The organism is Escherichia sp. WS3063, assembly GCF_046486595.1.
Lineage (GTDB): Bacteria > Pseudomonadota > Gammaproteobacteria > Enterobacterales > Enterobacteriaceae > Escherichia > Escherichia coli.
Genome location: NZ_JBJQKY010000019.1, coordinates 14,085 through 38,062, shown reverse-complemented (window position 1 = coordinate 38,062; position 23,978 = coordinate 14,085). Strand labels below are relative to the sequence as shown.

Genomic DNA, 23,978 nt, shown 5'->3' with positions numbered 1-23,978 from the left:
TTATTTAACGGGGGAAATATGCAACTCGTCGTAACCAGAAAGCGCGCAAAGCTGGCGGCTAAACGCCAGTTCCTCCAGGCAGCCGATCACCAGTTCAAGCGTGGTCCGCACGGTACAGCCGGGCATCATATGACCGCCAAGCATCGTGCCGTGTGGATCGGAAACGCAGAGATGAAGATGTTCACCACTCTGTTCCAGCGTGCCGTTCAATGCGATGACTTCGAACTTACCGCTTAGCAGGGCAGTGTTTTCTTGCCCGGCATAGCGTAAGGCGACGTCAGTCAGACTGCCGGTACAACCTGCAATCCACGCGGCGTGGAGTTGTTGTTGCTGCGCGAAGGCGCGTAATTGGGAGAGAACTTCCTGCCCGGGGAGCAGGCGCAGCGCGTAAAAACGTGCGGAGGAAGAATATGGGTAGGGCAATGTCATCATTGGAGTACTCCGAAACTCGGACGTATTGCGGATAATATCGACGCTGCATCAGTCATATTCTGATATAAGTCAGGGTTTGTGACGGCACAACGAAAAGATTTTGCTACGCTTATTCGTGATTCTGCAAAGTGGAATAAATTCCACAGGGGCGGGGCTGAAAACGTGACGTAAGTCAGATAATTGTCTTCTTTGACTGGACAATCATTCCTTTTATTCCACGTTTCGCTTATCCTAGCTGAAGCGTTTCAGTCGATTAAATGTTCGACAATTAACCAATCAGTCGCAGTTTGCGACAGGTAAGGTTTCCCCGAACGATTTGCTGGATTACTCTGTCTGGCAAATTTGCTCAGGGAAAACCTTGCAGGAGATCTATGACCGTACGCGTAGCGATAAATGGCTTCGGTCGCATCGGGCGTAATGTGGTTCGTGCTTTGTATGAATCCGGACGCCGTGCGGAAATTACCGTGGTGGCAATCAACGAACTGGCGGATGCTGCGGGTATGGCGCATTTGTTGAAATATGACACCAGCCATGGCCGTTTTGCATGGGAAGTACGACAGGAACGCGATCAACTTTTTGTTGGTGATGACGCCATCCGTGTATTGCATGAACGTTCACTGCAATCGCTCCCCTGGCGTGAACTTGGCGTTGATGTAGTCCTCGACTGCACCGGCGTATATGGCTCCCGCGAGCATGGTGAAGCACACATTGCCGCCGGGGCTAAAAAAGTGCTCTTTTCACATCCTGGCAGTAACGATCTCGACGCGACCGTTGTTTATGGCGTCAATCAGGATCAACTTCGTGCGGAACACCGCATCGTTTCTAACGCTTCCTGTACCACGAATTGCATAATTCCCGTCATCAAATTGTTAGATGATGCGTACGGTATTGAGTCCGGCACTGTGACCACAATTCACTCCGCCATGCACGATCAACAGGTTATTGATGCATACCATCCAGACCTGCGTCGCACTCGGGCAGCCAGTCAGTCGATCATTCCGGTCGATACTAAACTGGCCGCCGGTATCACACGATTTTTTCCGCAATTTAACGATCGCTTTGAGGCGATTGCGGTACGTGTGCCAACCATAAATGTGACGGCAATCGATTTAAGCGTGACGGTGAAGAAACCTGTAAAAGCCAATGAAGTCAACCTGTTGCTGCAAAAAGCAGCACAAGGTGCATTTCATGGTATAGTTGACTATACGGAATTGCCGTTGGTCTCTGTAGATTTTAACCACGATCCGCACAGTGCCATTGTCGATGGCACTCAAACCCGGGTCAGTGGCGCACACCTGATCAAAACGTTGGTCTGGTGCGATAACGAATGGGGCTTTGCTAACCGAATGCTCGACACGACGTTAGCTATGGCTACTGTTGCTTTCAGGTAAGACGCAAGCAGCGTCTGCAAAACTTTTAGAATCAACGAGAGGATTCACCATGTCTGTAATTAAGATGACCGATCTGGATCTTGCTGGGAAACGTGTATTTATCCGTGCGGATCTGAACGTACCAGTAAAAGACGGGAAAGTAACCAGCGACGCGCGTATCCGTGCTTCTCTGCCGACCATCGAACTGGCCCTGAAACAAGGCGCAAAAGTGATGGTAACTTCCCACCTGGGTCGTCCTACCGAAGGCGAGTACAACGAAGAATTCTCTCTGCTGCCGGTTGTTAACTACCTGAAAGACAAACTGTCTAACCCGGTTCGTCTGGTTAAAGATTACCTCGACGGCGTTGACGTTGCTGAAGGTGAACTGGTTGTTCTGGAAAACGTTCGCTTCAACAAAGGCGAGAAGAAAGACGACGAAACCCTGTCCAAAAAATACGCTGCACTGTGTGACGTGTTCGTAATGGACGCATTCGGTACTGCTCACCGCGCGCAGGCTTCTACTCACGGTATCGGTAAATTCGCTGACGTTGCGTGCGCAGGCCCGCTGCTGGCAGCTGAACTGGACGCGCTGGGTAAAGCACTGAAAGAACCTGCTCGTCCGATGGTGGCTATCGTTGGTGGTTCTAAAGTATCTACCAAACTGACCGTTCTGGACTCCCTGTCTAAAATCGCTGACCAGCTGATCGTTGGTGGTGGTATTGCTAACACCTTTATCGCGGCACAAGGCCACGATGTGGGTAAATCCCTGTACGAAGCTGACCTGGTTGACGAAGCTAAACGTCTGCTGACCACCTGCAACATCCCGGTTCCGTCTGATGTTCGCGTAGCAACCGAGTTCTCTGAAACTGCACCGGCTACCCTGAAATCTGTTAACGATGTGAAAGCTGACGAGCAGATCCTGGATATCGGTGATGCTTCCGCTCAGGAACTGGCTGAAATCCTGAAGAATGCGAAAACCATTCTGTGGAACGGTCCGGTTGGCGTGTTCGAATTCCCGAACTTCCGCAAAGGTACTGAAATCGTGGCTAACGCTATCGCAGACAGCGAAGCGTTCTCCATCGCTGGCGGCGGCGACACTCTGGCAGCAATCGACCTGTTCGGCATTGCTGACAAAATCTCCTACATCTCCACTGGCGGCGGCGCATTCCTCGAATTCGTAGAAGGTAAAGTACTGCCTGCAGTAGCGATGCTCGAAGAGCGCGCTAAGAAGTAAAAAATCACAGGGCAGGGAAACCTGCCCTTGTTTCAGCGCGCTTTTAGAGCACGCACTTTTTCATACTCTAAATAATTCGAGTTGCAGGAAGGCGACAAGAGAGTGAATCCCCAGGAGCTTACATAAATAAGTGATTGGGGTGAGCGAACGCAGACGCAGCACATGCAACTTGAAGTATGACGAGTATAAGGCCCGACGATACAGGACAAGAGACATGTCTAAGATTTTTGATTTCGTAAAACCTGGCGTAATCACTGGTGATGACGTACAGAAAGTTTTCCAGGTAGCAAAAGAAAACAACTTCGCACTGCCAGCAGTAAACTGCGTCGGTACTGACTCCATCAACGCCGTACTGGAAACCGCAGCTAAAGTTAAAGCGCCGGTTATCGTTCAGTTCTCCAACGGTGGTGCTTCTTTTATCGCTGGTAAAGGCGTGAAATCTGACGTTCCGCAGGGCGCTGCTATCCTGGGTGCGATCTCTGGTGCGCATCACGTTCACCAGATGGCTGAACATTATGGTGTTCCGGTTATCCTGCACACCGACCACTGCGCGAAGAAACTGCTGCCGTGGATCGACGGTCTGCTGGACGCGGGTGAAAAACACTTCGCTGCTACCGGTAAGCCGCTGTTCTCTTCTCACATGATTGACCTGTCTGAAGAATCTCTGCAAGAGAACATTGAAATCTGCTCTAAATACCTGGAGCGCATGTCCAAAATCGGCATGACTCTGGAAATCGAACTGGGTTGCACCGGTGGTGAAGAAGACGGCGTGGACAACAGCCACATGGACGCTTCTGCACTGTACACCCAGCCGGAAGACGTTGATTACGCATACACCGAGCTGAGCAAAATCAGCCCGCGTTTCACCATCGCTGCGTCCTTCGGTAACGTACACGGTGTTTACAAGCCGGGTAACGTTGTTCTGACTCCGACCATCCTGCGCGACTCTCAGGAATATGTTTCTAAGAAACACAACCTGCCGCACAACAGCCTGAACTTCGTATTCCACGGTGGTTCCGGTTCTACTGCTCAGGAAATCAAAGACTCCGTAAGCTACGGCGTAGTGAAAATGAACATCGATACCGATACTCAATGGGCAACCTGGGAAGGTGTTCTGAACTACTACAAAGAAAACGAAGCTTATCTGCAAGGCCAGCTGGGCAACCCGAAAGGCGAAGATCAGCCGAACAAGAAATACTACGATCCGCGCGTATGGCTGCGTGCCGGTCAGACTTCGATGATCGCTCGTCTGGAAAAAGCATTCCAGGAACTGAACGCGATCGACGTTCTGTAAGATATTCCTTTCTGCTTATCTCAAGGCCCGCTCTGCGGGTCTTTTTTTCGCCAAAAGCAAGGTGATACAGATGAGAAATCTGTGATCTATTTGGCAAAATTATGCTTTATTGTTTACCCTTGTCAGACTGCCCGTCATAAGGCGGCGGAGTGTATTTCTCCATTTTGAGTCAGTTGAAAAGGAATATTGAATGGAAGATTTGAATGTTGTCGATAGCATAAACGGCGCGGGAAGCTGGCTGGTGGCTAACCAGGCGCTGCTGCTAAGTTATGCAGTAAACATCGTGGCGGCACTCGCGATCATCATCGTTGGTTTGATTATCGCGCGGATGATTTCCAACGCGGTGAATCGCCTGATGATCTCCCGTAAAATCGATGCCACTGTTGCTGATTTTCTTTCTGCATTAGTCCGTTACGGAATTATCGCCTTTACGCTAATCGCTGCACTGGGGCGCGTGGGCGTACAAACAGCGTCAGTCATTGCTGTACTCGGTGCCGCAGGCTTAGCTGTTGGTCTGGCTTTGCAGGGGTCACTGTCTAACCTGGCCGCTGGCGTGTTACTTGTCATGTTCCGCCCGTTCCGTGCCGGAGAATATGTTGACCTCGGCGGCGTAGCCGGTACTGTGCTGAGTGTGCAGATTTTCTCCACCACCATGCGTACTGCAGACGGTAAAATTATCGTTATTCCGAACGGTAAAATTATTGCCGGGAATATTATTAACTTCTCCCGCGAGCCAGCTCGCCGTAACGAATTTATTATTGGCGTGGCGTATGATTCCGATATCGATCAGGTTAAGCAGATCCTGACCGATATTATCCAGTCTGAAGATCGCATTTTGAAAGATCGCGAAATGACTGTGCGTCTGAACGAACTTGGCGCATCGTCGATTAATTTCGTGGTCCGCGTCTGGAGCAACAGCGGCGATCTGCAAAACGTGTACTGGGATGTGCTGGAGCGTATTAAACGTGAATTTGATGCCGCCGGTATCAGCTTCCCGTACCCGCAAATGGATGTGAACTTTAAGCGGGTGAAAGAAGACAAAGCTGCGTAATCAACGCTGAGGCCAGATAATACTCTCTGGCCTCTCTCTTATTAGTTTTTCTGATTGCCAATTAATATTATCAATTTCCGCTAATAACAATCCCGCGATATAGTCTCTGCATCAGATACTTAATTCGGAATATCCAACGTGTTTTCTTATTACTTTCAAGGTCTTGCACTTGGCGCAGCTATGATCCTACCGCTCGGTCCACAAAATGCTTTTGTGATGAATCAGGGCATTCGTCGTCAGTACCACATTATGATTGCCTTACTTTGTGCTATCAGCGATTTGGTCCTGATTTGTGCGGGGATTTTTGGTGGCAGCGCGTTATTGATGCAGTCGCCGTGGTTGCTGGCGCTGGTCACCTGGGGCGGCGTAGCCTTCTTGCTGTGGTATGGTTTTGGCGCTTTTAAAACAGCAATGAGCAGTAACATTGAGTTAGCCAGTGCCGAAGTCCTGAAACAAGGCAGATGGAAAATTATCGCCACCATGTTGGCAGTGACCTGGCTGAATCCGCATGTTTACCTGGATACTTTTGTTGTGCTGGGCAGCCTTGGCGGGAAACTTGATGTGGAACCAAAACGTTGGTTTGCGCTCGGGACAATTAGCGCCTCTTTCCTGTGGTTCTTTGGTCTGGCTATTCTCGCAGCCTGGCTGGCACCGCGCCTGCGCACGGCAAAATCACAGCGCATTATCAATCTGGTAGTGGGATGTGTTATGTGGTTTATTGCCTTGCAGCTGGCGAGAGACGGTATTGCTCATGCACAAGCCTTGTTCAGTTAGGCGCTATCTGATGGAAAAATAAAACAGAGGCGCTAAGCTTGCCTCCAGAGGTCCTGAATTTTGGGCAAGTCAATTAACACGGAGAGACTAACGTGAAGTTCAAAGTTATCGCCCTGGCGGCATTAATGGGTATTAGCGGGATGGCAGCGCAGGCTAACGAATTGCCGGATGGACCGCATATTGTCACCTCCGGTACGGCAAGCGTGGATGCGGTGCCAGACATTGCCACTCTTGCGATTGAAGTTAACGTGGCCGCGAAGGATGCCGCTACTGCCAAGAAACAGGCAGATGAGCGCGTCGCACAATACATTTCCTTCCTTGAGCTCAATCAGATCGCGAAAAAAGATATCAGCTCAGCGAACTTACGCACTCAGCCAGATTATGATTATCAGGATGGTAAAAGTATCCTGAAAGGCTACCGCGCAGTGAGAACGGTGGAAGTCACGCTCCGTCAGTTAGACAAACTGAATTCCTTGCTGGACGGCGCGCTAAAGGCGGGTCTTAACGAAATTCGTTCTGTGTCGCTGGGCGTGGCGCAGCCGGATGCCTATAAAGACAAAGCGCGTAAGGCAGCGATTGATAACGCGATTCATCAGGCACAGGAACTGGCGAACGGCTTTAATCGCAAACTCGGGCCGGTATATAGCGTGCGCTACCATGTTTCCAACTATCAGCCCAGCCCAATGGTGCGGATGATGAAAGCCGATGCCGCGCCGGTGTCCGCCCAGGAAACTTACGAGCAGGCCGCTATTCAGTTTGATGATCAGGTCGATGTGGTCTTCCAGTTAGAACCTGTGGATCAACAACCCGCTAAAACACCGGCAGCACAATAATATTTGTAGCCCGACGTATTCGTCGGGCTAATGCCTTTACCCGATATTGCCTCCTTTTTCTGTAATTTTCTGTAAAACCATGACGTAATCACCTATCTTTGCTCGCGGTTTCATCAAGGATAGGCTGACTGAAACGGTTAAGCGGACAAGGATGCGGGAGAGGGGGGATGGACATTTTTATTTCGAAAAAGATGCGCAATTTCATTTTATTAGCGCAAACCAATAATATTGCCCGGGCGGCAGAAAAAATCCATATGACGGCTTCGCGATTTGGCAAAAGCATTGCCGCGCTGGAAGAACAAATTGGCTATACGCTATTTACCCGCAAAGATAATAATATCAGCCTCAATAAAGCCGGACAGGAACTGTATCAAAAACTGTTCCCGGTTTATCAACGACTTTCTGCGATTGATAATGAAATCCATAACTCAGGACGTCGTTCACGAGAAATTGTGATAGGCATAGATAATACTTATCCGACAATTATTTTTGATCAGTTGATTAGTCTCGGAGATAAGTACGAAGGCGTGACCATCCAGCCAGTTGAGTTCAGCGAAAATGGCGTTATCGATAATCTTTTTGACCGTCAGTTAGATTTTATTATCTCCCCACAGCATGTATCTGCACGAGTTCAGGAACTGGAAAACCTGACTATCAGTGAACTACCACCGCTGCGATTGGACTTTCACGTTTCTCGCCGTTATGAAGGGCGACAGGAGCAAGAGCTGCTTCAGGAGCTGCCCTGGCTACAAATGCGCTTTCAAAACCGGGCTAACTTCGAAGCAATGATTGATGCGAATATGCGTCCTTGTGGGATCAATCCAACCATTATTTATCGTCCCTATAGTTTTATGGCCAAAATCAGCGACGTGGAGCGGGGACATTTTCTGACGGTGATCCCGCATTTTGCCTGGCGACTGGTGAATCCGGCAACGCTGAAATATTTTGATGCGCCGCACAGGCCGATGTATATGCAGGAATATCTTTATTCAATCAGAAATCATCGTTATACCGCCACGATGCTTCAGCATATTGCTGAAGATCGTTACGGGACAAACCATTAACCCGGCATCGATCCGGTTGCAATTAAATTACGGTGTAAGTCGAAGACGTGGCTAAGATCGTGGTGAATATGTCCGCCGGACGCATTTTCCAGATAGCGATGCAGATAATCCCGACACATAGGATGTGCACAATGATCAATGGTGGTGCGGATAACGTTGTTATACGGATCCTGTGCGCCAAATCCACTGACCGCTTCGCTCCATAAATAACGTGCCGCACGCAACATGGCGGCGTTCATAAACAGATCCATGCCAATGCCGAAGAAAAACGACAGGCGAGGGACGAAGCCATCAATTTTCAGCCCGGCGGAGATTGCTGCTTTGATGTACTCAATCCTATCGGCGAGCGTAAATGCTACCTGCTGCACGCAGTTGGCACCCGCTTCACCCATGTGGTAACTGCTGATACTGATGGTATTAAATCGCGGCATGTTGCCGGAACACCAGGCGATGATGTCTGCGATAATACGCATTGACGGTTTTGGCGGGTAAATATAGGTATTGCGGCAGAGGTACTCTTTGAGGATAGCGTTCTGAATGGTGCCGGTCAGTTTATCGGATGTAACACCTTGCTCTTCTGCGGCGACGATATAAAACGCCAGTACTGGTAGCACTGCGCCATTCATGGTCATAGAAACCGACATTTTATCCAGCGGGATCTGGTCGAACAGGACTTTCATATCTTCCACGGTGTCGATAGCGACGCCCGCTTGGCCGACGTCGCCCGCCACGCGTGGGTTATCGGAGTCGTAGCCTCGGTGGGCGGCAAGGTCAAACGCAACGGAAAGACCTTTTTGCCCGGCGGCCAGGTTACGGCGATAAAAAGCGTTGGACTCTTTTGCTGTCGAGAAACCAGCATACTGACGGATGGTCCACGGTTGGGCGGTATACATAGTGGCACGCGGGCCACGAACGTAGGGTGGCAAACCAGGAAGAGTACCCGTCACCTCCAGATTATCGAGATCGGCTTCGGTATACAGCGGCTTGATAGCGATCCCTTCCGCGGTTTGCTGAACCAGCGAGTCGACAGTTTTCTCCCGACGGCTCAATTCCTTGTTGGCAAGCTGTTGCCACTCCTGCACGTTAGACATTATTTGCTCCATAAAACGCAATCAAAATGAGGGTATTTGCGCTTACGGTGAGCTTTTTACGTGGGTTTGTCGCCAGCAAAAAAATGCATTCAGACGTCGTTTTTTGCCGCCTGAGATTTGTCTATTTTGTGATGTGATTCAAGGAATACAAAAAGAAGTGAGGATAACGCCTGATATGTGCTATCAGGCGTTATTTGATGGATTAATCCTGACGAAGAACTTTGTGACCATAATCGAGCAACGCATCAGTGACTTTACGCATCATGCGGCTTTCAGGAGCAAAGCGGTGCCAGTAGAGCATCCGGCGTTGAAATAGCCCTGGCGTTAAGTCAATCAGTTCGCCGCTGGCCAGCTCTTTCTCGATTTGCAGGTGCGGGATCATACAGCAGGTGGTGCCCTGACGAGCAAGTTGCACGAACGCTTCCGAAGAATTAACGATATGGCAGGGTACGCTGCCAGGAGGCAGATCGAAATTTTGCTGCAAAAAGGCCTGGTGCATATCGTCAAGATGGTCAAACGCGACCACTGGCGCTTTCAGTAATGCCGAACGCGTTACGCCGTTAGGGAAATATTTTTCGGCAAACGGTTTTGAGCTGACGAACAGATAGTCGAGCGCACCGAGTTTATCGACAAGACAACTCGGCAGCGCCTGATGTTGAATACTCACTGCGCCGACCACTTCGCCGCGACGCAGACGTTCCTGAGTGCGGGTTTCATCTTCTACCTGCAAGTTGAGGCGGATGGGCGAATCAGCCAACACAGGAGCCAGTGCCGGAAGCAACCACGTCGCCAGACTGTCGGCGTTGACCGCCAGTGAAAGCAGCAGCGGAGTCGAACCGGTTTGTTCATCGCCCAGCCACTCTTCTTCCAGCAGCTCCACCTGGCGTAGTAGCGCCAACAGTTTTTGCCCTTGTTCCGTCGGGCGCGGCGGTACGGTACGCACTAACAACGGCTGCCCGAACATATTTTCCAGTTGCTTAATGCGCTGTGAGACGGCTGATTGTGTAATGCACAGCTTTTGTGCCGCGCGCTCAAATCCTCGTTCACGTATCACCGCATCCAGTGCCTGTAATGTTCTGTAGTCCGGGCGTTTCATTGCTGTTGTCTGCTCCTGGTAAATGCTTTTTCCTGCACTATGACACAATTTTGTGTCGGGTTGCATATACCGAAGCCGTTGGTGGGTAACATTTGTATCAGTGGTTAACGCGCAGCTTAAAAGATCAGGGATTTGCGCTAATGCATTTCGCTCAGCGAGTTCGCGCCCTGGTTGTGTTGAATGGCGTGGCGTTATTGCCTCAGTTTGCCTGTAAACAGGGGCTTGCGAACGGGGAACTGGTGCGCCTGTTTGCACCGTGGAGCGGCATACCCAGACCGTTGTATGCTTTACTTGCGGGGCGAAAGGGGATGCCCGCCATTGCGCGATATTTTATGGATGAGTTAACCACGCGGCTTGCCAACGGGGTCTGAATCGCTTTTTTTGTATATAATGCGTGTGAAATTTCATACCACAGGCGAAACGATCATGACGCAGGATGAATTGAAAAAAGCAGTAGGATGGGCGGCACTTCAGTATGTTCAGCCCGGCACCATTGTTGGTGTAGGTACAGGTTCCACCGCCGCACACTTTATTAACGCACTCGGTACAATGAAAGGCCAGATTGAAGGGGCCGTTTCCAGTTCAGATGCTTCCACTGAAAAACTGAAAAGCCTCGGCATTCACGTTTTTGATCTCAACGAAGTCGACAGCCTTGGCATCTACGTTGATGGCGCAGATGAAATCAACGGCCACATGCAAATGATCAAAGGCGGCGGCGCGGCGCTGACCCGTGAAAAAATCATTGCTTCGGTTGCGGAAAAATTTATCTGTATTGCAGACGCTTCCAAGCAGGTTGATATTCTGGGCAAATTCCCGCTGCCAGTAGAAGTTATCCCGATGGCACGTAGTGCAGTGGCGCGCCAGCTGGTGAAACTGGGCGGTCGTCCGGAATACCGTCAGGGCGTAGTGACCGATAACGGCAACGTGATCCTCGACGTCCACGGCATGGAAATCCTTGACCCGATAGCGATGGAAAACGCCATAAATGCGATTCCTGGCGTGGTGACTGTTGGTTTGTTTGCTAACCGTGGCGCGGACGTTGCGCTGATTGGCACACCTGACGGTGTCAAAACTATTGTGAAATGATCTGACGGGGGAACCTCCCCCGTTAAAAAAATTCTCTTCATTAAATTTAGTGACATGTGTCACGTTTTTACCTGGCAATTGTCGATTGCTCTAAATAAATCTTCTAAACCAGCATATTCATCCAAGAAATACTTTTGCGTGATATTTCCTCAACATCGCGACGCAAACGTTCATATTGCCGCAATATTATTTTTTGATATGTTGAAAGGCGGATGCAAATCCGCACACAACATTTCAAAAGACAGGATTGGGTAAATGGCAAAGGTATCGCTGGAGAAAGACAAGATTAAGTTTCTGCTGGTAGAAGGCGTGCACCAAAAGGCGCTGGAAAGCCTTCGTGCAGCTGGTTACACCAACATCGAATTTCACAAAGGCGCGCTGGATGATGAACAATTAAAAGAATCCATCCGCGATGCCCACTTCATCGGCCTGCGATCCCGTACCCATCTGACTGAAGACGTGATCAACGCCGCAGAAAAACTGGTCGCTATTGGCTGTTTCTGTATAGGAACAAACCAGGTTGATCTGGATGCGGCGGCAAAGCGCGGGATCCCGGTATTTAACGCACCGTTCTCAAATACGCGCTCTGTTGCGGAGCTGGTGATTGGCGAACTGCTGCTGCTATTGCGCGGCGTGCCGGAAGCCAATGCTAAAGCGCATCGTGGCGTGTGGAACAAACTGGCGGCGGGTTCTTTTGAAGCGCGCGGCAAAAAGCTGGGTATCATCGGCTACGGTCATATTGGTACGCAATTGGGCATTCTGGCTGAATCGCTGGGAATGTATGTTTACTTTTATGATATTGAAAACAAACTGCCGCTGGGCAACGCCACTCAGGTACAGCATCTTTCTGACCTGCTGAATATGAGCGATGTGGTGAGTCTGCATGTACCAGAGAATCCGTCCACCAAAAATATGATGGGCACGAAAGAGATTTCGCTAATGAAACCCGGCTCGCTGCTGATTAATGCTTCGCGCGGTACTGTGGTGGATATTCCAGCGCTGTGTGACGCGCTGGCGAGCAAACATCTGGCGGGGGCGGCAATCGACGTATTCCCGACGGAACCGGCGACCAATAGCGATCCATTTACCTCTCCGCTGTGTGAATTCGACAATGTCCTTCTGACGCCACACATTGGCGGTTCGACTCAGGAAGCGCAGGAGAATATCGGTCTGGAAGTTGCGGGTAAATTGATCAAGTATTCTGATAATGGTTCAACGCTCTCTGCGGTGAACTTCCCGGAAGTCTCGCTGCCACTGCACGGTGGTCGTCGTCTGATGCACATCCACGAAAACCGTCCGGGTGTGCTGACTGCGCTCAACAAAATTTTTGCCGAGCAGGGCGTCAACATCGCCGCGCAATATCTGCAAACTTCCGCCCAGATGGGTTATGTAGTTATTGATATTGAAGCCGACGAAGACGTTGCCGAAAAAGCGCTGCAGGCAATGAAAGCTATTCCGGGTACCATTCGCGCTCGTCTGCTGTACTAAATCCCCTTCTCTGAAAATCAACGGGCAGGTCACTGACTTGCCCGTTTTTTTTATCCCTTCTCCACACCGTTGCCGCATTGCGCATTCTACATTGCGAGTCTGCTCCAGAAAATAAATCAAAGTCAGATCAATGCGTTGTGTTTATTTAATGGGGATTTACGATGGCAGGGCAGCATGGGGCTGTAACGGTAAAGCCCTCACCGAAGCGAGGGCTTGAAGGAGAAGGGTTATGATGCGACTTGTCATCATACTGATTGTACTGTTACTCATAAGTTTCCCAGCTTATTAACAGTCAGTCTCAGGGGAGGAGTCATCCTCCCTTACCCTTACTCACTAAATTAGGTTAAAGAATCAACGATGTCAATCAGGGCGATGCAGGTGTGTCGCCCTTACCACTCCCAGACTTTCGACGGTGTAACCACCGCAGGAAGAGGGATATCCCACTCTTCAACGGGGAGTTTTTCCACCAACTGACAATCATGCGCATAACCCACCGGTTGCATTTTATAGTGCTGCCAGTTTTGTAAGGTCCGATCATAAAAACCACCGCCCATTCCCAGGCGCTGACCGTACTCATCAAAGGCGACCAGCGGTGTGATCAACACGTCTAATCGGGAAAGGGGTAGCACGTCACGCACATCCAGTTTTGGCTCATGGATCTTCAACCTGTTCATCACCAGTTCGCTTTGCGGATGGTAATTCAGGAACAGCAAGTTACCGGCACTAAAGGGATGCAAAACTGGAAGATATACGCGCTTACCGGCGCGCCAGAGTTGTTCTATGAGTGGCTGGGTGTCGAGTTCGCCATCAAAAGAGAGGAATACAGCGACCGTATGTGCCATCACCACCGGGGGATAAGTCATCATCCGGGTAGCGGCTTGTTGACCCATTTCCTGCTGTTGTTCCGGCGTTAACGCACGACGACGTTGCCGAATCATTTTGCGGATTTCTTGTCGGGATAATGTCAGTGGGAGTTCTGGTAGTTGCGTCATGGCTGGTGCCAGATAAGAAGGGAATCTCCGAGATGCCGCCGCAGGCTGTAACCCTTGAACCCTTGGTTCAAGGTGAATGTGTCGTCGCAGTTTTAAGGCTTCTCGGACGGACCGAGCATGCTCACCAACCGCGGAGCGCCACATTCTTGTGGTATGAAATATCGGCTCAGGGGACTGGCCCGCTTGCGAACATCTCAGAGAAATTTTGTCTTCACGGTTACTCTACCACAGTAAACCGAAAAGTGTCATTCAAAGTTTTGGTTAGTTTTTTCGGTGATGCGACCTTGTTCAAGTAACGCTTGTTCTATGGTCTGCTGCAGCATCCGAATACGCTGTTCCATACTTGCCGCGTAGTCACGAGTCTTCGCTTTTTCTTGCGCTAACTCATAGCTGATATTCAATGCGGCAATGAAGACCAACTGTTCAGTATTTGTGACTCTAGTGCGTTCTTTCAGATCTTGCAACCGTTGGTTCAGATCGTCCGCTGCCTGATTCAACGCATCCCTTTGGTCAGGCGGGCAGTTCACACGCAGTGAACGGCCAAAAATTTGGATATCGACGGGTTGTGCAGACATGCCACCTTCCTGCTGATTGACTGCGCTGCCTTCGTCTTTAGACCCATGGTCTGCGAAGGGGCGACACTATAGCTACCCTGATGAGAAGAGACAAGCCCTTTTCTGGTCCACCAGGGCCCAAAGTGGTAGCATATCATGAATATTCCTCCCTTTGACGACGAATGCTTATGTCTATACAGAACGAAATGCCTGGTTACAACGAAATGAACCAGTATCTGAACCAACAAGGGACGGGTCTGACCCCTGCTGAGATGCATGGTTTAATCAGTGGGATGATATGTGGCGGTAACGATGACAGCTCATGGCTGCCGCTACTTCACGACCTGACGAACGAAGGCATGGCTTTCGGTCATGAGCTGGCACAGGCACTGCGCAAAATGCACTCTGCCACCAGCGATGCCCTGCAGGATGACGGCTTCCTTTTTCAGCTTTATCTGCCTGATGGCGATGACGTCAGCGTTTTCGATCGGGCTGATGCGCTGGCAGGTTGGGTTAATCACTTCCTGCTTGGTCTTGGCGTTACGCAACCGAAGCTGGACAAAGTGACCGGCGAAACCGGTGAAGCCATCGACGATCTGCGTAACATCGCACAGTTGGGTTACGACGAAGACGAAGATCAGGAAGAGCTTGAAATGTCGCTTGAAGAGATCATCGAGTACGTCCGTGTTGCCGCGCTGTTATGCCACGACACCTTTACTCATCCGCAACCGACTGCGCCAGAAGTACAAAAACCGACTCTACACTAAAAACAAAAAACGTAAGGAGAGTGTTATGAGTGATATATCCCGGCAAGAATTTCAGCGTCGCCGTCAGGCCCTGGTAGAGCAAATGCAACCCGGCAGCGCCGCGCTGATTTTTGCTGCACCAGAAGTAACACGTAGCGCCGACAGCGAATACCCCTATCGTCAGAACAGTGACTTCTGGTACTTCACCGGCTTTAACGAACCGGAAGCGGTGCTGGTGCTGATTAAAAGCGACGACACTCATAACCACAGCGTTTTGTTTAACCGCGTTCGCGACCTGACGGCAGAGATCTGGTTTGGTCGTCGCTTAGGCCAGGATGCCGCGCCAGAGAAACTGGGTGTTGACCGCGCACTGGCATTCAGCGAAATCAATCAGCAACTTTATCAACTACTTAACGGCCTGGATGTGGTTTACCATGCTCAGGGCGAATATGCATATGCTGATGAAATCGTGAACAGTGCACTGGAAAAACTGCGTAAAGGCTCGCGACAAAATCTCACCGCGCCAGCAACGATGATCGACTGGCGTCCCATGGTCCATGAAATGCGCCTGTTCAAATCGCCAGAAGAGATTGCCGTACTCCGCCGCGCGGGAGAAATCACCGCCCTGGCACATACACGGGCGATGGAAAAATGCCGTCCGGGGATGTTCGAGTACCATCTGGAAGGCGAAATTCACCACGAATTTAACCGCCACGGTGCGCGTTACCCTTCCTATAACACCATTGTCGGCAGCGGTGAAAACGGCTGCATTTTGCACTACACCGAAAACGAGTGTGAACTGCGCGACGGCGATCTGGTGTTGATTGACGCGGGTTGCGAATACAAAGGTTACGCGGGTGATATTACCCGAACCTTCCCAGTCAACGGCAAATTCACCCAGGCCCAGCGTGAAATCTACGATATTGTGCTGGAATCTCTCGAAACCAGCTTGCGCCTGTATCGTCCGGGAACTTCCATTCAGGAAGTCACTGGTGAAGTGGTGCGCATCATGGTTAGCGGCCTGGTAAAACTCGGCATCCTGAAAGGTGATGTTGATGAACTGATCGCTCAGAATGCCCATCGTCCTTTCTTTATGCATGGCCTTAGCCACTGGTTAGGTCTGGATGTTCATGACGTTGGCGTTTATGGCCAGGAGCGCTCGCGCATTCTTGAACCGGGCATGGTTCTGACCGTAGAGCCAGGTCTTTATATTGCGCCGGATGCAGACGTGCCAGAACAGTATCGCGGTATCGGCATTCGTATTGAAGACGACATTGTGATTACCGAAACCGGCAACGAAAACCTCACCGCCAGCGTGGTGAAAAAGCCGGAAGAAATCGAAGCGTTGATGGCTGCTGCGAGAAAGCAATGAGCGTAATCATCGTCGGTGGCGGCATGGCGGGCGCGACGCTGGCGCTGGCTATTTCCCGGTTAAGTCACGGGGCGCTGCCGGTACATTTGATTGAAGCGACTGCGCCAGAGTCACATGCTCATCCGGGCTTTGATGGACGGGCTATTGCGCTGGCGGCGGGTACTTGTCAGCAACTGGCGCGCATCGGCGTCTGGCAATCTCTGGCTGATTGCGCAACTGCCATCACCACAGTGCATGTCAGCGATCGTGGTCACGCTGGATTTGTCACCCTCGCCGCAGAAGATTACCAACTGGCGGCGCTGGGGCAGGTTGTCGAATTGCACAATGTCGGGCAACGGCTGTTTGCATTGCTGCGCAAAGCACCTGGCGTAACGCTGCATTGCCCTGATCGCGTGGCTAACGTTGCCCGTACTCAGAGCCTCGTTGAAGTGACGCTGGAGAGTGGCGAGACGCTGACGGGCTGCGTGCTGGTAGCCGCTGATGGCACCCATTCAGCGTTAGCCACTGTGTGCGGCGTTGACTGGCAGCAGGAGCCTTACGAACAACTGGCTGTGATTGCTAACGTTGCGACTTCCGTTGCGCACGAAGGCCGCGCTTTTGAACGCTTCACGAAACATGGCCCGCTGGCGATGTTGCCGATGTCTGACGGACGCTGTTCGCTGGTCTGGTGTCATCCACTGGAACGGCGCGAAGAGGTGCTGTCGTGGAGCGACGAGAAGTTTTGCCGTGAACTCCAGTCGGCCTTTGGCTGGCGACTTGGGAAAATTACTCATGCCGGTAAACGCAGTGCTTATCCGCTAGCGCTAACCCGCGCCGCCAAACCTATTACCCATCGTACCGTGCTGGTGGGCAATGCGGCGCAAACTCTGCATCCCATCGCCGGGCAAGGATTTAACCTCGGTATGCGTGATGTCATGAGCCTTGCGGAAACCCTGACTCAGGCGCAGGAACGCGGAGAAGACATGGGTGATTACGGCGTATTGTGCCGTTATCAGCAGCGTCGACAGAGCGATCGCGAAGCAACCATCGGCGTCACGGACAGCCTTGTACATCTTTTTGCCAACCGTTGGACGCCGCTGGTTGTCGGGCGCAACATCGGGCTGATGACGATGGAATTATTTACCCCGGCACGCGATGTGCTGGCGCAGCGCACTCTTGGTTGGGTGGCGCGTTGAAGGCGGTTTTAAGGAATAAACAATGCAAAGTGTTGATGTAGCCATTGTTGGCGGCGGCATGGTCGGGCTGGCGGTTGCCTGCGGCTTACAGGGTAGCGGCTTACGCGTTGCCGTACTGGAGCAGCGCGTACCGGAACCTCTGGCGGCGGATGCACCACCACAACTGCGCGTTTCGGCTATCAATGCCGCCAGCGAAAAATTACTGACTCGTCTTGGCGTCTGGCAGGAGATTCTCTCCCGCAGAGCCAGTTGCTATCACGGTATGGAAGTGTGGGACAAAGACAGTTTTGGTCACATCTCGTTTGACGATCAAAGCATGGGCTATAACCATCTTGGGCATATCGTTGAAAACTCAGTGATTCACTACGCGCTGTGGAACAAAGCGCAGCAGTCGTCAGATATCACTCTGTTGGCCCCCGCAGAATTACAGCAGGTCGCCTGGGGAGAAAATGAAACCTTCCTGACGTTGAAAGATGGCAGCATGTTAACGGCGCGTCTGGTGATTGGCGCGGACGGCGCTAATTCCTGGTTGCGCAACAAAGCCGATATTCCGCTGACTTTCTGGGATTATCAGCATCACGCGCTGGTGGCGACCATTCGCACGGAAGAACCGCATGATGCGGTGGCGCGGCAGGTTTTTCATGGCGAAGGCATTCTGGCCTTTTTGCCGCTTAGCGATCCGCATCTTTGCTCGATTGTCTGGTCACTGTCGCCAGAGGAAGCGCAGCGGATGCAGCAGGCAGGCGAAGACGAATTTAATCGCGCGTTAAATATCGCTTTTGATAATCGCCTGGGCTTATGCAAGGTTGAAAGTGAGCGCCTGGTGTTCCCGCTAACGGGGCGTTATGCGCGCCAGTTTGCCGCACACCGTCTGGCGCTGGTGGGCGACGCCGCGCATACTATTCACCCGCTGGCGGGGCAGGGGGTAAATCTCGGCTTTATGGATGCTGCAGAGCTGATTGCTGAACTGAAACGGTTGCATCGTCAGGGTAAAGACATCGGGCAGTACATTTACCTGCGTCGCTATGAGCGTAGCCGTAAGCACAGTGCGGCGCTGATGCTGGCTGGTATGCAGGGATTCCGCGATCTGTTTTCCGGTACCAATCCGGCGAAAAAATTGCTGCGTGATATTGGTCTGAAACTGGCTGATACGCTTCCTGGCGTTAAGCCACAACTTATTCGTCAGGCAATGGGATTAAACGATTTGCCTGAATGGCTGCGTTAAATATTTCTCTTCTGCTGTTTATTTGATACCCATCACACTTTCATCTCCCGGTTTTTTCGCCGGGAGATTTTCCTCATTTGAAATAAACTAATTTAACCTCCGTTTTCGCATTATATTTTCTAATGTTATGGATTTTTGATTTAGTGTTTTTTGACATTTTTTTAGCGCTTAATATTGTCTTATTCAAATTAACTTTCTCATCAAATCATCTTTGTATAGAAACTGATGTGTTTTTTGGTTTTTTATTCTGTTGCGATTTTTGCATTTTTTAACCATAAGCTAATGTGATGATCAATTTTACCTTATGGTTAACAGTCTGTTTCGGTGGTAAGTTCAGGCAAAAGAGAACGATTGCGTTGGGGACCGGGAGTGGCTCCGATGCTGGGTTTCGTGGTGATAATTTCGCCATGGAAAAGTTGTCAGCCCCGCTTATTCAATGAGGACAAGATGGCACAACAGACTCCTTTGTACGAACAACACACGCTTTGCGGCGCTCGCATGGTGGATTTCCACGGCTGGATGATGCCGCTGCATTACGGTTCGCAAATCGACGAACATCATGCGGTACGTACCGATGCCGGAATGTTTGATGTGTCACATATGACCATCGTCGATCTTCGCGGCAGCCGCACCCGGGAGTTTCTACGTTATCTGCTGGCGAACGATGTGGCGAAGCTCACCAAAAGCGGCAAAGCCCTTTACTCGGGGATGTTGAATGCCTCTGGCGGTGTGATAGATGATCTCATCGTCTACTACTTTACTGAAGATTTCTTCCGCCTCGTTGTTAACTCCGCCACCCGCGAAAAAGACCTCTCCTGGATTACCCAACACGCAGAACCTTTCGGCATCGAAATTACTGTTCGTGATGACCTTTCCATGATCGCCGTACAAGGGCCGAATGCGCAGGCAAAAGCTGCCACACTGTTTAATGACGCCCAGCGTCAGGCGGTGGAAGGGATGAAACCGTTCTTTGGCGTGCAGGCGGGCGATCTGTTTATTGCCACCACCGGTTACACCGGTGAAGCGGGCTACGAAATTGCGCTGCCCAATGAAAAAGCGGCCGATTTCTGGCGCGCGCTGGTGGAAGCTGGCGTTAAGCCATGTGGCCTGGGCGCGCGTGATACGCTGCGTCTGGAAGCGGGCATGAATTTGTATAGTCAGGAGATGGACGAAACCATCTCTCCTTTAGCCGCCAACATGGGCTGGACTATCGCCTGGGAACCGGCAGATCGTGACTTTATCGGTCGTGAAGCTCTGGAAGCGCAGCGTGAACATGGCACAGAAAAACTGGTTGGTCTGGTGATGACCGAAAAAGGCGTGCTGCGTAATGAACTGCCGGTACGTTTTACCGATGCGCAGGGCAACCAGCATGAAGGCATTATCACCAGCGGGACTTTCTCCCCGACGCTGGGTTACAGCATTGCGCTGGCGCGCGTGCCGGAAGGTATTGGTGAAACAGCGATTGTGCAAATTCGCAACCGTGAAATGCCGGTTAAAGTGACGAAACCTGTTTTTGTGCGTAACGGCAAAGCCGTCGCGTGATTTACTTTTTTGGAGATTGATTGATGAGCAACGTACCAGCAGAACTGAAATACAGCAAAGAACACGAATGGCTGCGTAAAGAAGACGACGGCACTTATACCGTTGGTATTACCGAACATGCCCAGGAGCTGTTAGGCGATATGGTGTTTGTTGACCTGCCGGAAGTGGGCGCGACGGTTAGCGCGGGCGATGACTGCGCGGTTGCCGAATCGGTAAAAGCGGCGTCAGACATTTATGCACCAGTAAGCGGTGAAATCGTGGCGGTAAACGACGCACTGAGCGATTCCCCGGAACTGGTGAACAGCGAACCGTATGCAGGCGGCTGGATCTTTAAAATCAAAGCCAGCGATGAAAGCGAACTGGAATCACTGCTGGATGCGACCGCATACGAAGCATTGTTAGAAGACGAGTAACGGCTTTATTCCTCTTCTGCGGGAGAGGATCAGGGTGAGGAACTTTTACGCCTCACCCTCACTCTCTTCGCAAGGAGAGAGGTTCACAATTCACTGCACGTTTCAGGAACCATCGCTCATGACACAGACGTTAAGCCAGCTTGAAAACAGCGGCGCTTTTATTGAACGCCATATCGGACCGGACGCCGCGCAACAGCAAGAAATGCTGAATGCCGTTGGTGCACAATCGTTAAACGCGCTGACCGGCCAGATTGTGCCGAAAGATATTCAGCTTGCGACACCACCGCAGGTTGGCGCACCGGCGACCGAATACGCCGCACTGGCAGAACTCAAGGCTATTGCCAGTCGCAATAAACGCTTCACGTCTTACATCGGCATGGGTTACACCGCCGTGCAGTTACCGCCGGTTATCCTGCGTAACATGCTGGAAAATCCGGGCTGGTATACCGCGTATACTCCGTATCAACCTGAAGTCTCCCAGGGCCGCCTTGAAGCTCTGCTCAACTTCCAGCAGGTAACGCTGGATTTGACCGGGCTGGATATGGCCTCTGCTTCTCTTCTTGACGAAGCCACCGCTGCCGCCGAAGCAATGGCGATGGCGAAACGCGTCAGCAAACTGAAAAATGCCAACCGCTTCTTCGTGGCTTCTGACGTTCATCCGCAAACGCTCGATGTGGTACGTACTCGTGCCGAAACCTTTGGTTTTGAAGTGATTGTCGATGACGCGCAAAAAGTGCTCGACCATCAGGACGTCTTCGGCGTGCTGTTACAGCAGGTCGGCACTACTGGTGAAATTCACGACTACACTGCGCTTATTAGCGAACTGAAATCACGCAAAATTGTGGTCAGCGTTGCCGCCGATATTATGGCGCTGGTGCTGTTAACTGCGCCAGGTAAACAGGGCGCGGATATTGTTTTTGGTTCGGCGCAACGCTTTGGCGTACCGATGGGCTACGGTGGCCCACACGCGGCATTCTTTGCGGCGAAAGACGAATACAAACGCTCAATGCCGGGCCGTATTATCGGTGTATCGAAAGATGCGGCTGGCAACACCGCTCTGCGCATGGCGATGCAGACTCGCGAGCAACATATTCGCCGTGAGAAAGCGAACTCCAACATTTGTACTTCCCAGGTACTGCTGGCAAACATCGCCAGCCTGTATGCCGTTTATCACGGTCCGGTTGGCCTGAAACGTATCGCTAACCGCATTCACCGTCTGACCGATATCCTGGCGGCGGGCCTGCAACAAAAAGGTCTGAAGCTGCGCCATGCGCACTATTTCGACACTTTGTGTGTGGAAGTGGCCGACAAGGCGGGCGTACTGGCGCGTGCCGAAGCGGCTGAAATCAACCTGCGTAGCGATATTCTGAACGCGGTTGGGATCACCCTTGATGAAACAACCACGCGCGAAAACGTGATGCAGCTTTTCAGCGTGCTGTTGGGCGATAACCACGGGCTGGACATCGACACGCTGGACAAAGACGTGGCTCACGACAGTCGCTCTATTCAGGCTGCGATGCTGCGCGACGACGAAATCCTCACCCATCCGGTGTTTAATCGCTACCACAGCGAAACCGAAATGATGCGCTATATGCACTCGCTGGAGCGTAAAGATCTGGCGCTGAATCAGGCGATGATCCCGCTGGGTTCCTGCACCATGAAACTGAACGCCGCCGCCGAGATGATCCCCATCACCTGGCCGGAATTTGCCGAACTGCACCCGTTCTGCCCGCCGGAACAGGCCGAAGGTTATCAGCAGATGATTGCGCAGTTGGCTGACTGGCTGGTGAAACTGACCGGTTACGACGCCGTTTGTATGCAGCCGAACTCCGGCGCACAGGGCGAATACGCGGGCCTGCTGGCGATTCGTCATTATCATGAAAGCCGCAACGAAGGGCATCGCGATATCTGCCTGATCCCGGCTTCTGCGCACGGAACTAACCCCGCTTCTGCACATATGGCAGGAATGCAGGTGGTGGTTGTGGCGTGTGATAAAAACGGCAACATCGATCTGGCTGATCTGCGCGCGAAAGCGGAACAGGCGGGCGATAACCTCTCCTGTATCATGGTGACCTATCCTTCTACCCACGGCGTGTATGAAGAAACGATCCGTGAAGTGTGTGAAGTCGTGCATCAGTTCGGCGGTCAGGTTTACCTTGATGGCGCGAACATGAACGCCCAGGTTGGCATCACTTCGCCGGGCTTTATTGGTGCGGACGTTTCCCACCTTAACCTGCATAAAACTTTCTGCATTCCGCACGGTGGCGGCGGCCCTGGTATGGGACCGATCGGCGTGAAAGCGCATCTGGCACCGTTTGTGCCAGGTCATAGCGTGGTGCAAATCGAAGGCATGTTAACCCGTCAGGGCGCGGTTTCTGCGGCACCGTTCGGTAGCGCCTCTATCCTGCCAATCAGCTGGATGTATATCCGCATGATGGGCGCAGAAGGGCTGAAAAAAGCAAGCCAGGTGGCAATTCTTAACGCCAACTATATTGCCAGCCGCCTGCAGGATGCCTTCCCGGTTCTGTATACCGGTCGTGACGGTCGTGTGGCGCACGAATGTATTCTCGATATTCGCCCGTTGAAAGAAGAAACCGGCATCAGCGAGCTGGATATTGCCAAGCGCCTGATCGACTACGGTTTCCACGCGCCGACCATGTCGTTCCCGGTGGCGGGTACGCTGATGGTTGAACCGACTGAATCTGAAAGCAAAGTGGAACTGGATCGCTTTATCGACGCGATGCTGGCTATCCGCGCAGAAATTGACCAGGTGAAAGCCGGTGTCTGGCCGCTGGAAGATAACCCGCTGGTGAACGCGCCGCACATTCAGAGCGAACTGGTCGCCGAGTGGGCGCATCCGTACAGCCGTGAAGTTGCAGTATTCCCGGCAGGCGTGGCAGACAAATACTGGCCAACAGTGAAACGTCTGGATGATGTTTACGGCGACCGTAACCTGTTCTGCTCCTGCGTACCGATTAGCGAATACCAGTAATTTACTGATTTGACTATCTTCTAAAGGCGCTTCGGCGCCTTTTTCGCTTGTTAATAAAGTGCGCTTTGTGTGTTTCGGCTGAGGCGTAATATAAAATATTGCGAGCTCAATATATTAAAAGAGTGCCAGGCCTGATGAGCGGAGCACATCAGGC

At 51.6% G+C, this 23,978-nt stretch carries 23 protein-coding genes, 1 other RNA gene and 2 pseudogenes; 18 read left to right on the top strand and 8 right to left on the bottom strand.

Annotated elements, in window-relative coordinates:
- The gene (locus ACJHYW_RS17425) at nt 1-432 is read right to left on the bottom strand and encodes a PPC domain-containing DNA-binding protein (RefSeq protein ID WP_000988707.1); all 432 of its coding nucleotides are present in this window, start codon (nt 430-432) and stop codon (nt 1-3) included.
- Between the two features lie 371 nt (nt 433-803).
- Between ACJHYW_RS17425 and epd the strand changes: the two genes are divergently transcribed.
- The 7 genes from epd to srsR all read left to right on the top strand — a co-directional run bounded on the left by epd (nt 804) and on the right by srsR (nt 8,052).
- Nucleotides 804-1,823, top strand: a complete 1,020-nt coding sequence (gene epd / locus ACJHYW_RS17420; protein ID WP_000218480.1) for an erythrose-4-phosphate dehydrogenase — start codon at nt 804-806, stop codon at nt 1,821-1,823.
- Between the two features lie 49 nt (nt 1,824-1,872).
- Nucleotides 1,873-3,036 carry a phosphoglycerate kinase gene (pgk, locus tag ACJHYW_RS17415; protein WP_000111269.1) on the top strand — a complete coding sequence of 388 codons (1,164 nt, stop codon included), beginning with the start codon at nt 1,873-1,875 and terminating at the stop codon, nt 3,034-3,036.
- A 214-nt stretch (nt 3,037-3,250) separates the two neighbouring features.
- On the top strand, nt 3,251-4,330 hold the full coding sequence (gene fbaA, locus ACJHYW_RS17410; protein WP_000034375.1) for a class II fructose-bisphosphate aldolase: 1,080 nt from the start codon (nt 3,251-3,253) through the stop codon (nt 4,328-4,330).
- Nucleotides 4,331-4,520: 190 nt separating this feature from the next.
- Complete coding sequence (gene mscS, locus ACJHYW_RS17405) at nt 4,521-5,381, top strand: small-conductance mechanosensitive channel MscS (protein ID WP_000389811.1); 861 nt, start codon at nt 4,521-4,523, stop codon at nt 5,379-5,381.
- 138 nt (nt 5,382-5,519) lie between these two features.
- On the top strand, nt 5,520-6,155 hold the full coding sequence (gene argO, locus ACJHYW_RS17400) for an arginine exporter ArgO (protein WP_072649075.1): 636 nt from the start codon (nt 5,520-5,522) through the stop codon (nt 6,153-6,155).
- A 92-nt stretch (nt 6,156-6,247) separates the two neighbouring features.
- On the top strand, nt 6,248-6,988 hold the full coding sequence (locus ACJHYW_RS17395) for an oxidative stress defense protein (protein ID WP_000669838.1): 741 nt from the start codon (nt 6,248-6,250) through the stop codon (nt 6,986-6,988).
- 167 nt (nt 6,989-7,155) lie between these two features.
- Nucleotides 7,156-8,052, top strand: a complete 897-nt coding sequence (gene srsR / locus ACJHYW_RS17390) for a LysR family transcriptional regulator SrsR (RefSeq protein WP_049043398.1) — start codon at nt 7,156-7,158, stop codon at nt 8,050-8,052.
- Here the strand turns inward: srsR and ACJHYW_RS17385 are convergent.
- From ACJHYW_RS17385 to argP, 3 genes and pseudogenes are all read right to left on the bottom strand, one after another.
- Nucleotides 8,049-8,201: pseudogene (locus ACJHYW_RS17385) on the bottom strand (acetyl-CoA hydrolase); the annotation flags it as partial. The gene srsR and the pseudogene ACJHYW_RS17385 sit on opposite strands and share 4 nt — an antisense overlap.
- Nucleotides 8,178-9,143: pseudogene (locus ACJHYW_RS17380) on the bottom strand (methylmalonyl-CoA mutase family protein); the annotation flags it as partial. The pseudogenes ACJHYW_RS17380 and ACJHYW_RS17385, both read right to left, overlap by 24 nt.
- Nucleotides 9,144-9,345: 202 nt before the next feature.
- A complete protein-coding gene (argP, locus tag ACJHYW_RS17375) occupies nt 9,346-10,239 on the bottom strand; it encodes a DNA-binding transcriptional regulator ArgP (RefSeq protein ID WP_000828351.1) in 894 nt (297 codons plus the stop codon).
- A 140-nt stretch (nt 10,240-10,379) separates the two neighbouring features.
- Here argP and ACJHYW_RS17370 point away from each other — a divergent pair, with 140 nt between their 5' ends.
- The 4 genes from ACJHYW_RS17370 to ibsC all read left to right on the top strand — a co-directional run bounded on the left by ACJHYW_RS17370 (nt 10,380) and on the right by ibsC (nt 13,102).
- The gene (locus ACJHYW_RS17370; protein ID WP_000545309.1) at nt 10,380-10,610 is read left to right on the top strand and encodes a LysR substrate-binding domain-containing protein; all 231 of its coding nucleotides are present in this window, start codon (nt 10,380-10,382) and stop codon (nt 10,608-10,610) included.
- Nucleotides 10,611-10,665: 55 nt separating this feature from the next.
- Nucleotides 10,666-11,325: a ribose-5-phosphate isomerase RpiA gene (gene rpiA, locus ACJHYW_RS17365; protein ID WP_001298252.1), complete on the top strand. Its 660-nt coding sequence runs from the start codon at nt 10,666-10,668 to the stop codon at nt 11,323-11,325.
- Between the two features lie 255 nt (nt 11,326-11,580).
- Nucleotides 11,581-12,813, top strand: coding sequence for a phosphoglycerate dehydrogenase (gene serA, locus ACJHYW_RS17360; protein WP_001151610.1), 1,233 nt, complete (start codon nt 11,581-11,583; stop codon nt 12,811-12,813).
- Between the two features lie 229 nt (nt 12,814-13,042).
- Nucleotides 13,043-13,102, top strand: a complete 60-nt coding sequence (gene ibsC, locus ACJHYW_RS17355; RefSeq protein ID WP_071525914.1) for a type I toxin-antitoxin system toxin IbsC — start codon at nt 13,043-13,045, stop codon at nt 13,100-13,102.
- Nucleotides 13,103-13,202: 100 nt separating this feature from the next.
- Here the strand turns inward: ibsC and ACJHYW_RS17350 are convergent, their stop codons facing one another.
- The 3 genes from ACJHYW_RS17350 to zapA all read right to left on the bottom strand — a co-directional run bounded on the left by ACJHYW_RS17350 (nt 13,203) and on the right by zapA (nt 14,380).
- On the bottom strand, nt 13,203-13,805 hold the full coding sequence (locus ACJHYW_RS17350; RefSeq protein WP_001298273.1) for a 5-formyltetrahydrofolate cyclo-ligase: 603 nt from the start codon (nt 13,803-13,805) through the stop codon (nt 13,203-13,205).
- Nucleotides 13,806-13,825: 20 nt separating this feature from the next.
- Nucleotides 13,826-14,009: non-coding RNA, 6S RNA (gene ssrS, locus ACJHYW_RS17345), on the bottom strand.
- 41 nt (nt 14,010-14,050) lie between these two features.
- A complete protein-coding gene (gene zapA, locus ACJHYW_RS17340) occupies nt 14,051-14,380 on the bottom strand; it encodes a cell division protein ZapA (RefSeq protein WP_001276008.1) in 330 nt (109 codons plus the stop codon).
- A gap of 167 nt (nt 14,381-14,547) precedes the next feature.
- On the opposite strand from zapA, the gene ygfB reads away from it, so the two are divergent.
- From ygfB to ubiI, 4 genes are read left to right on the top strand one after another with little or no spacing between them, the layout of a single operon-like run.
- Nucleotides 14,548-15,126, top strand: coding sequence for a UPF0149 family protein YgfB (gene ygfB / locus ACJHYW_RS17335; protein ID WP_001295378.1), 579 nt, complete (start codon nt 14,548-14,550; stop codon nt 15,124-15,126).
- A 25-nt stretch (nt 15,127-15,151) separates the two neighbouring features.
- Nucleotides 15,152-16,477, top strand: a complete 1,326-nt coding sequence (gene pepP, locus ACJHYW_RS17330) for a Xaa-Pro aminopeptidase (RefSeq protein ID WP_001280384.1) — start codon at nt 15,152-15,154, stop codon at nt 16,475-16,477.
- Entirely contained in the window at nt 16,474-17,652 is a 1,179-nt protein-coding gene (gene ubiH / locus ACJHYW_RS17325; protein WP_000111208.1) for a 2-octaprenyl-6-methoxyphenyl hydroxylase, read from the top strand. The genes pepP and ubiH overlap by 4 nt, the downstream gene beginning before the upstream one ends.
- Nucleotides 17,653-17,674: 22 nt before the next feature.
- A complete protein-coding gene (gene ubiI, locus ACJHYW_RS17320; protein WP_001192208.1) occupies nt 17,675-18,877 on the top strand; it encodes an FAD-dependent 2-octaprenylphenol hydroxylase in 1,203 nt (400 codons plus the stop codon).
- Nucleotides 18,878-18,950: 73 nt separating this feature from the next.
- Here the strand turns inward: ubiI and ACJHYW_RS17315 are convergent, their stop codons facing one another.
- Nucleotides 18,951-19,034: a hypothetical protein gene (locus tag ACJHYW_RS17315; RefSeq protein ID WP_122986687.1), complete on the bottom strand. Its 84-nt coding sequence runs from the start codon at nt 19,032-19,034 to the stop codon at nt 18,951-18,953.
- Between the two features lie 290 nt (nt 19,035-19,324).
- Between ACJHYW_RS17315 and gcvT the strand changes: the two genes are divergently transcribed.
- The 3 genes from gcvT (at nt 19,325) to gcvP (ending at nt 23,824) form a co-directional block, all read left to right on the top strand.
- On the top strand, nt 19,325-20,419 hold the full coding sequence (gene gcvT / locus ACJHYW_RS17310) for a glycine cleavage system aminomethyltransferase GcvT (RefSeq protein ID WP_000068706.1): 1,095 nt from the start codon (nt 19,325-19,327) through the stop codon (nt 20,417-20,419).
- A 23-nt stretch (nt 20,420-20,442) separates the two neighbouring features.
- A complete protein-coding gene (gene gcvH / locus ACJHYW_RS17305) occupies nt 20,443-20,832 on the top strand; it encodes a glycine cleavage system protein GcvH (protein WP_001308930.1) in 390 nt (129 codons plus the stop codon).
- 118 nt (nt 20,833-20,950) lie between these two features.
- A complete protein-coding gene (gene gcvP, locus ACJHYW_RS17300; protein WP_049039057.1) occupies nt 20,951-23,824 on the top strand; it encodes an aminomethyl-transferring glycine dehydrogenase in 2,874 nt (957 codons plus the stop codon).
- Nucleotides 23,825-23,978: the final 154 nt, after the last annotated feature.